Origin of the sequence: Pseudomonas sp. GM21 (assembly GCF_000282215.1) — a bacterium.
Taxonomy (GTDB): domain Bacteria; phylum Pseudomonadota; class Gammaproteobacteria; order Pseudomonadales; family Pseudomonadaceae; genus Aquipseudomonas.
In genome coordinates this window covers 56,331-63,128 of record NZ_AKJS01000086.1, presented here as the reverse complement: position 1 = coordinate 63,128, position 6,798 = coordinate 56,331, and the positions used below count along the sequence as shown (strand labels likewise).

The window sequence follows — 6,798 nt, the reverse complement described above, 5'->3', positions numbered from 1 at the left end:
CGAGCCTGCTCGCGATGGGGCCTGCACAGACAACACAGCTGTTGAATAAGAAATCAAAAAGCCCCGCCATTCACATGGCAGGGCTTTTGTTTTTCAGCAGCCGATTGCTCAGACCATCGGGTCGCCAACGTGCAGGATTTTCATGCCGTTGGTGCCGCCGATGGTGTGGTAGCTGTCGCCCTTGGTCAGGATGACCCAGTCGCCTTTCGCCACAACGCCCAGTTTGAGCAACTCGTCGATAGCAGCCTGGCTGACTTGCTCAGGCGGCAGGGACGCCGGGTCGAACGGGACGGTGTAGACGCCACGGAACATGGCCGCGCGGGCCTGGGTTTCGCGGTGCGGGGAGAACGCGTAGATCGGCACCGACGAACGGATGCGCGACATGATCAACGGCGTGTAACCACTTTCGGTCAGCGCGATGATCGCCTTCACACCCGGGAAGTGGTTGGCGGTGTACATGGCCGCCAGCGCGATGCTCTGGTCGCAGCTTTCGAAGACCTTGCCGATGCGGTGGCTGGAGGTCTTGCTGGTCGGGTGCTTTTCAGCGCCGACGCAGATGCGGGCCATCGCCTGCACGGCTTCCAGCGGGTACAAACCGGCGGCACTTTCCGCCGACAGCATCACGGCGTCGGTGTAGTCGAGCACGGCGTTGGCCACGTCGGACACTTCGGCACGGGTCGGCATCGGGTTCTGGATCATCGACTCCATCATCTGGGTCGCAACGATCACAGCCTTGTTGTGGCGGCGTGCGTGCAGAATGATTTTCTTCTGAATGCCCACCAGCTCAGCGTCGCCGATTTCCACACCCAGGTCACCACGAGCCACCATCACCGCGTCGGACGCTTTGATGAGTGCATCGAGGGTGTCGTCGTCAGCCACGGCTTCGGCGCGTTCGATCTTCGCCACCAGCCAGGCAGTACCGCCGGCCTCGTCGCGCAGTTGACGGGCGTATTCCATGTCGGCCGCATCGCGCGGGAAGGACACGGCGAGGTAGTCGACTTCCATCTCGGCAGCGAGCTTGATGTCGGCCTTGTCTTTCTCGGTCAGGGCCGGCGCGGTCAAACCACCACCGCGACGGTTGATGCCTTTATGGTCAGACAGCGGGCCGCCGATCAGCACGGTGCAGTTCAGTTCGGTGGCGGTGGCGGTATCCACGCGCATCACTACGCGGCCGTCGTCGAGCAGCAGCTCGTCGCCTACGCCGCAATCCTTGACGAGGTCCGGGTAGTCGATACCGACTACCTGCTGGGTGCCTTCGGTCAGAGGATGGCTGGTGGAGAAGGTGAATTGATCACCGATCTTCAGCTCGATCTTCTTGTTGGCGAATTTGGCGATACGGATTTTCGGGCCTTGCAGGTCACCCAGCAGGGCGACGAAGCGGCCGTGCTTGGCAGCAAGGTCACGCACCAGCTTCGCGCGAGCCTTGTGCTCGTCGGGGGTGCCGTGGGAGAAGTTCAGGCGGGCGACGTCCAGGCCAGCCAGAATCAGCTGTTCGAGAACTTCCGGCGAGTTACTGGCCGGGCCAAGGGTAGCGACGATTTTGGTACGACGGACGGACATGCAAAGACTCCTGAGTTCAAGCGCTGGGTGAGGCTACTATCATCTTTAGGTGTAGTCATTGTTCGTTTGCACTACTTATTGGCTTTTATCTTTAAACGATCGTTACAGGCCGCCTGAAGATTTTGCACAACGGGTCGATACAGAGCTCAAGACAGGAGAACCCCCCATGCGATTCGCGCTTATTGCCGTCCTTGCCCTCAGTGTGACGGGCTGCGCCCGTTGGTCGATGAACCACCATATGAATCTCGCCTACAGCGCCTACGATCGTGGCAATTGCGAGCAGGTCATACTCGAACTTTCAAAAGTCGAGCGCTCCAGCCGTGCGCGGCCTTATGTGTGGCCCGAAGTGTCGATGATGCGCGGCCAGTGCCTGGAAAAGCAGATGTTGTTTATCGATGCGGCGCAGACTTACCAGTACATCATCGAGACGTACCCGCACAGCGAATACGCCTACCGTGCCCGCGCGCGTCTGGAAACCTTGCAGAGCCAGGGACTTTACCCGCTGCGCAGCGCAGCGGCCGTGCGCCCGCCGTCCTACTGATTGCCGTTGTCATGCCATGGCTGGCTCACTGGCGGTGGTGAGCTATAGTCCAGGAGATCGGTTTTAGAACCTTGCCTCTGAATCCGAGGTCATACCTGTGATCGGCAGGAGTCAGCGTCAGCGGTTACATGGACTGTCGCACCGGGATCGGGGAGAGCGCGCCTTCACTTCTATCAATCAAGAAGAAGACCCGTTCCGAAGCATTAGTGCGGCCCTGCTTAAGGGTCTTGCTGGGCCATTTGCGCATGTTTACCAACCGCCGGATCACGCGGCATCAGCTGCCGTACTTCCTCAAAGTGTTCAACAGCGTCACCGACAAACCCATCGGCTATCTCGGCAACGTGTCCGAAGAAGGGCTGATGCTGATCAGCCAGTTGCCCATGATGGTGGGCGTCGACTTCGACCTGCGTTTGAAAATCCCCTCCACTGATGGTTGCCAGCAGGTCATCGACCTGACGGCGCGTTGCCTGTGGTGCCATGAAGACGAAACGCCGCAGCACTACGACGCCGGGTTCTACCTGCAACGGGCTCCACCGGAGTATCGGCAATTGGTGGAGGCGTTGAGGCAGTACTTCAGTTTTCAGCCGTTGCCTGCGTCTGCCTGAGTTTAGCGGCGCTCTCACTATTGCTATCGCGAGCAGGCTCGCTCCCACATGGGTATCGGGTGTTCACAAAAATTGTGGTCACCGAAAGTCCCCTGTTGGAGCGAGCCTGCTCGCGATGGCGTCAGCTCTGACAACAACGATTCAAAGGCTAAACGCTAGGCCGTCTTGATCGCCCGCTCGTTATCCAGCGACCGCTCCACCAGCATCAACCCCAACTCACTCATCTGATAAATCGCCATCGCCAGATGCCGTGGCCTGTCCTCCAGGCTTTCGGCCAGGTCGAGCAGCAGAATGCTGACCGACGAAAAGGTTTCGTAGGTCTGGATGGTCAGGGCTTCGGGGTTGGCATCCGGGACAACGGTGAACATTTTCATGGCGCGGTCCTGGGAAGTGCGAAGGGAGTCGACGTCGGGTTTGAGGTAATGGTCGAGCGCCTTGTCGGCGGCGGCGTGGAGCTTTCTTGAATCGAAGGTGGCGTAGGGAGAAACCGGGTCGGTTTCGGGGGGGTTGGGTGTGGCTTTGAACATATTTTCGTACTCGATTGGGGCTGCCACGACCTTGCGACTAAACGAGGGGTGGCGGCTGTAAGCAGGTTAGTCGACCGGTGAGTACGAGAACCGGCGCGCCCGAGAGCGCCCTGCGAACAGCCACCATCAAGTGCGGGGGATAGGGAAAACCCGACTGGATGACGCTAATGCACATCGTACAAACACCGGGCGACTAAACCCGATCGCTGATTGGCAGCGACGCGGATCAAGTTACGGGGCAGGGCCAAGGTGCACAAGCCGGCGGATTCTGGCGGATCTGTAGTCCATTGCGCAAGGAGATGTAGTCAATGAACCGAGGGCCGAAGACGCGGCCTTTATCGCGCAAAACAGGAAGGTGCCGTTGGTCGGAACTGTCAGATTTTACAGGTTGTTGATGTTCGGGAGATGGGAGTAGAACGGCGTCTATCGAGTGTTTTATAGCCATCGAAGCGCAAGGGAGCAGGTATGTCAGACGATAATGAAATTGCATTAGACGATATGGATGATGAATCCAGTCTTGCCCCCCAGCCATTGCAAATCCAGTTTTGGGAGTTTGAAGAACTCTTCGATACAACGGCTAAAATTGTATTTAATGTTCCGCAATCGGATGGGGAGCATCAAGTTTGGATTAAATATTATGCTGCTGGATACTATAAGTCAGTATGTGATGGTGAAAGCTTTAAAGGGATGCAGTGGAATACTAGAGAGCATTCTGAATTTCCTCAGGGGCAAGGATATTACCTTACGTGGTGGAATTATAAGGGGGAGGAGTCGCCAGGCAGAAGAAAATATATTTTTGTTGCCGGAAGACCAAAAATTAATACGTATAATCAATTCTCCAATAGTGTTGGGGGCATAGAAGGGCGCTTTGGCACGCTTCGAGTTGTGGAGCATGGGACGGCGCGAGAATTGAGTTCTGCTTTTAGCTCTAACGGTAGTTGGATTAAAACTCTGCATGAGATAAGTTCTGGAAACTATCAAGTTGTCATTGAGGAGAAAATTCCCAATCATGCTGTTCGGTACTCTGAGCCTTTTACGATTGAATGTGTTCGGCCTCTGAATATTTTGCTTCCCGAAGAGGGGGCGTCACTTGCAAATCAGGTAGTAACGATTAGCGGTAATAACGGTTTGCGTGGTGCGGATATTGAAATTACCAATAGCGCTGGCTCATTGGTATGGGGCCGGGGCGTGGTTGGAAATGATGGAAGTTGGAGGGTCAATGTTGACTTCACCAATACCTATAATACGGTCACCCTCTACTCCCGACACGTCGTTGGAAACCGAACTCAGTCTTCCCGCACTTATATTCTTCCGCCAGCCAAGCCTGTTACTCCTGTTATCACCGCCCCCGCCGCGAGTTCTCCACAGAACCCATCGTTTACGCTTTCGGGAACGGGTGGCAAGGCGGGTGCCACGATGCGGGTGTACCTTGATCTGACACAGACCATGGTAGGCCAAGCTCTGGTCAATGGTGACGCTTGGAGTGTTCAGGTCAATGTCCAACCCGGGTCGTGCTCGCTGGTTGTCGAGCAGACTTTGAATGGAGACACATCCACACGCAGTGAACATCGCTCGTTCAAAATCACGCCCCGGGCATTGAATGGCGTCGACGTCACGTCCCCGAGCGAAACCGTTTTGAAGTTTTCAGGCCCTGGCCACACTGGCGCAACGGTCGAGATCACTGTTGTCAGCGGGCCGGGTGGGACGGCACCTTCCGCTGTCACAGTGACAGGTGGCCGGTGGGAAACGACCGTGACCAACTGGCCGTTTGGCTCGTACTCTCTGAAGGCGATTCAGAAAGTCTCCGACAATGCCAATGGCTGGATTGAGTCACTGCCTTACTTATTTTCCGTCAACCGGGTACTGCCGGATCCGACCGACATAACGTTCACGGAGGAATACTGGCCGACCTTTTCCGGCAAAGGCTACAACCGCGCTACGGTGAAGATCGCTGATCCCGGTGGCAGCACCTTCCCCGCCCCCAATGCGCTCGTGTCCGCAGGCAAGTGGTCGAGCCGGGCATCCCAGGAGTGGGGCCCGACATTCAAGCGTGACGTTTATTTCAGGCAGTTTCTGGATGGTCAGCAATCGCCGACCTGGGTCCACCTCATCGTCACCATCCCACCGTTGGCGCCTGTCATTGGCCAAATGCAAGAGGACGGTTTGTCTCCAAAAATCTCCGGCACCTGCTCGTCGGGTGCTGTGGTGGAAGTCACGTTCAGCGACGCCCCCCTCACAAAGCACCCCGCCATCGTTACCGGCACAAACTGGACCTTTCAGCGAGAGACACCGTTTGCCCCGGATGTGCCTCACATCGTCACCGTCACCCAGTTCGTTGCCGGGCAAACGTCACCCTCTGCGTCCGTAACCTTCACGGTTTACACGCCGATGCTGAAACCGCTGATCTTTGAACCCGAACCTAGTTCGCAGGTCGGTCGCGATGTAACGGTAAAGGGGCGGAGCGGCATGGCCGGGGCCTCGATGCAACTGCGCGATGTTGTATCCGGTAGAGATCTGGGCGAACCAAAATTGCTGATCGCCGGCGGTGACTGGTCAATCGACCTCACCGTTCTTGAGTTTCGCGAGTACACCGCTGATGCGCAACAGACGCTCAATCAGCGCGAGTCTGAGCGAAGCGACATGCTCAAGTTCGAGGTGGTGCTGCTGCCTCCCGTCTTTACGCAGCCAACGGAAAGCGGCGATCAGCCACGAACCGCGACGCTTGAGGGGGAAGGCATGCCGCTCGGACGGGTCGAGGTCTGGCTGGCGGGCGATACCGGGCCTTTGCTGAGGAATATTCCCGTGGACAGCGATGGCCACTGGAAAGCCGAGGTGACCTTGCCGGTGGGGGCCAAAATCATCTGGGCCAGGCAAACTTTCGATGGACAGATCTCCAAAGACAGCCCGCCGTTGAACTACAACGTCGTGCCGGCGGCCCCGTATATCGAAACCCCGGCACTGGACGAGCACATTGGTCGGCGGGTGGTGATATCCGGTTTCGGCGTGCCGGGGGACCGCGTGACGGTGAAGCTGGGTGGCGCTGTTTCAAAGGTGCTGGGACGCAGTCCGGTGCTGGAGGATCGCACGTGGTCGGTGACGCTGATGCTGAATCTGCCTGGTGGCCGCTATGGCCTGGTGGCCGTGGCGTCGTGCGACGGCTTCGAATCGGCCGACTCCCCCGAACGGTCGGTCGTGCTGGGTGCTTTTCTGCCTTCCATCGATGTACCGGCGGCGGGACGCTGGGCCAGTGATCCGGTGCACTTTGAAGGTCAGGGCAAAGCGGGTATCGGGCAAGTCATGAGCTGGTACAACCCTGATCTGAAGTGGGTGTTGAACGTTGACGTCAGCCCCAGTGGCTGGCGGGGCAGTGCGGCGCAGCCGTTGCCCGACGGTGGCAATTGGTGTCGGTTCGAGCAAACCCTGACCGGCAGTAAAGTGGGTGAGACGGTTTCCGACTGTGCGGAAAGTAAACGCTTCGACGTCGACGTGCTCCATTCATGAAAGCCTGATAACGATCCTCCGATGAGCGGTCATTTATGCTGTCATTTATGACAGTAGACGGTGA

5 protein-coding genes are annotated in these 6,798 nt (G+C 57.5%); 3 read left to right on the top strand and 2 right to left on the bottom strand.

Annotated elements, in window-relative coordinates; all coding sequences use genetic code 11:
- Positions 1 to 108 precede the first annotated feature (108 nt).
- On the bottom strand, positions 109 to 1,560 hold the full coding sequence (pyk, locus tag PMI22_RS14885; protein ID WP_007945893.1) for a pyruvate kinase: 1,452 nt from the start codon (positions 1,558 to 1,560) through the stop codon (positions 109 to 111).
- A gap of 166 nt (positions 1,561 to 1,726) precedes the next feature.
- Here pyk and PMI22_RS14890 point away from each other — a divergent pair, with 166 nt between their 5' ends.
- Together PMI22_RS14890 and PMI22_RS0129420 are read left to right on the top strand one after the other, a co-directional pair.
- Positions 1,727 to 2,101 carry a tetratricopeptide repeat protein gene (locus PMI22_RS14890; protein ID WP_007945892.1) on the top strand — a complete coding sequence of 125 codons (375 nt, stop codon included), beginning with the start codon at positions 1,727 to 1,729 and terminating at the stop codon, positions 2,099 to 2,101.
- A 245-nt stretch (positions 2,102 to 2,346) separates the two neighbouring features.
- On the top strand, positions 2,347 to 2,706 hold the full coding sequence (locus PMI22_RS0129420) for a PilZ domain-containing protein (RefSeq protein ID WP_033049237.1): 360 nt from the start codon (positions 2,347 to 2,349) through the stop codon (positions 2,704 to 2,706).
- A 155-nt stretch (positions 2,707 to 2,861) separates the two neighbouring features.
- Here the strand turns inward: PMI22_RS0129420 and PMI22_RS14895 are convergent, their stop codons facing one another.
- Entirely contained in the window at positions 2,862 to 3,233 is a 372-nt protein-coding gene (locus tag PMI22_RS14895) for a DUF6124 family protein (RefSeq protein ID WP_007945890.1), read from the bottom strand.
- A gap of 465 nt (positions 3,234 to 3,698) precedes the next feature.
- Between PMI22_RS14895 and PMI22_RS14900 the strand changes: the two genes are divergently transcribed.
- The gene (locus PMI22_RS14900; RefSeq protein WP_238543958.1) at positions 3,699 to 6,734 is read left to right on the top strand and encodes a hypothetical protein; all 3,036 of its coding nucleotides are present in this window, start codon (positions 3,699 to 3,701) and stop codon (positions 6,732 to 6,734) included.
- Positions 6,735 to 6,798 lie beyond the last annotated feature (64 nt).

What these genes read in the sequence shown, in the direction of transcription:
- pyk (WP_007945893.1), bottom strand. Translation starts at nt 1,560, where the DNA reads ATGTCCGTCCGTCGTACCAAAATCGTCGCTACCCTTGGCCCGGCCAGT.
- PMI22_RS14890 (WP_007945892.1), top strand. Translation starts at nt 1,727, where the DNA reads ATGCGATTCGCGCTTATTGCCGTCCTTGCCCTCAGTGTGACGGGCTGC.
- PMI22_RS0129420 (WP_033049237.1), top strand. Translation starts at nt 2,347, where the DNA reads ATGTTTACCAACCGCCGGATCACGCGGCATCAGCTGCCGTACTTCCTC.
- PMI22_RS14895 (WP_007945890.1), bottom strand. Translation starts at nt 3,233, where the DNA reads ATGTTCAAAGCCACACCCAACCCCCCCGAAACCGACCCGGTTTCTCCC.
- PMI22_RS14900 (WP_238543958.1), top strand. Translation starts at nt 3,699, where the DNA reads ATGTCAGACGATAATGAAATTGCATTAGACGATATGGATGATGAATCC.